Below are 202 nucleotides of genomic sequence, written 5' to 3' on the forward strand. Positions count from 1 at the left end.
TAAAATATTCAAGAAAGCAACGCTTAAACGTACGTTATGTTGTTATGGATATGAATGCACATTATGGTAGTTGGATAAAACAGGTGTTTCCGAATGCAGAAATTGTTACAGATAGATTTCACATTGTTCAACATATCAATCGAACATTTAATCAGTTAAGATGTCAGATTATGAAAAAATATCTTAATCAATCAGATAGTAC

Annotated in this window: 1 protein-coding gene; it reads left to right on the top strand. The window is 29.7% G+C overall.

Annotated features, from left to right (window positions below; all coding sequences use genetic code 11):
• A partial coding sequence (locus E4T68_RS09205; protein WP_167753894.1) for a transposase occupies window positions 1-202 on the top strand: 202 nt, incomplete at both ends.

This window comes from Granulicatella sp. WM01 (assembly GCF_004570605.1).
Lineage (GTDB): Bacteria > Bacillota > Bacilli > Lactobacillales > Aerococcaceae > WM01.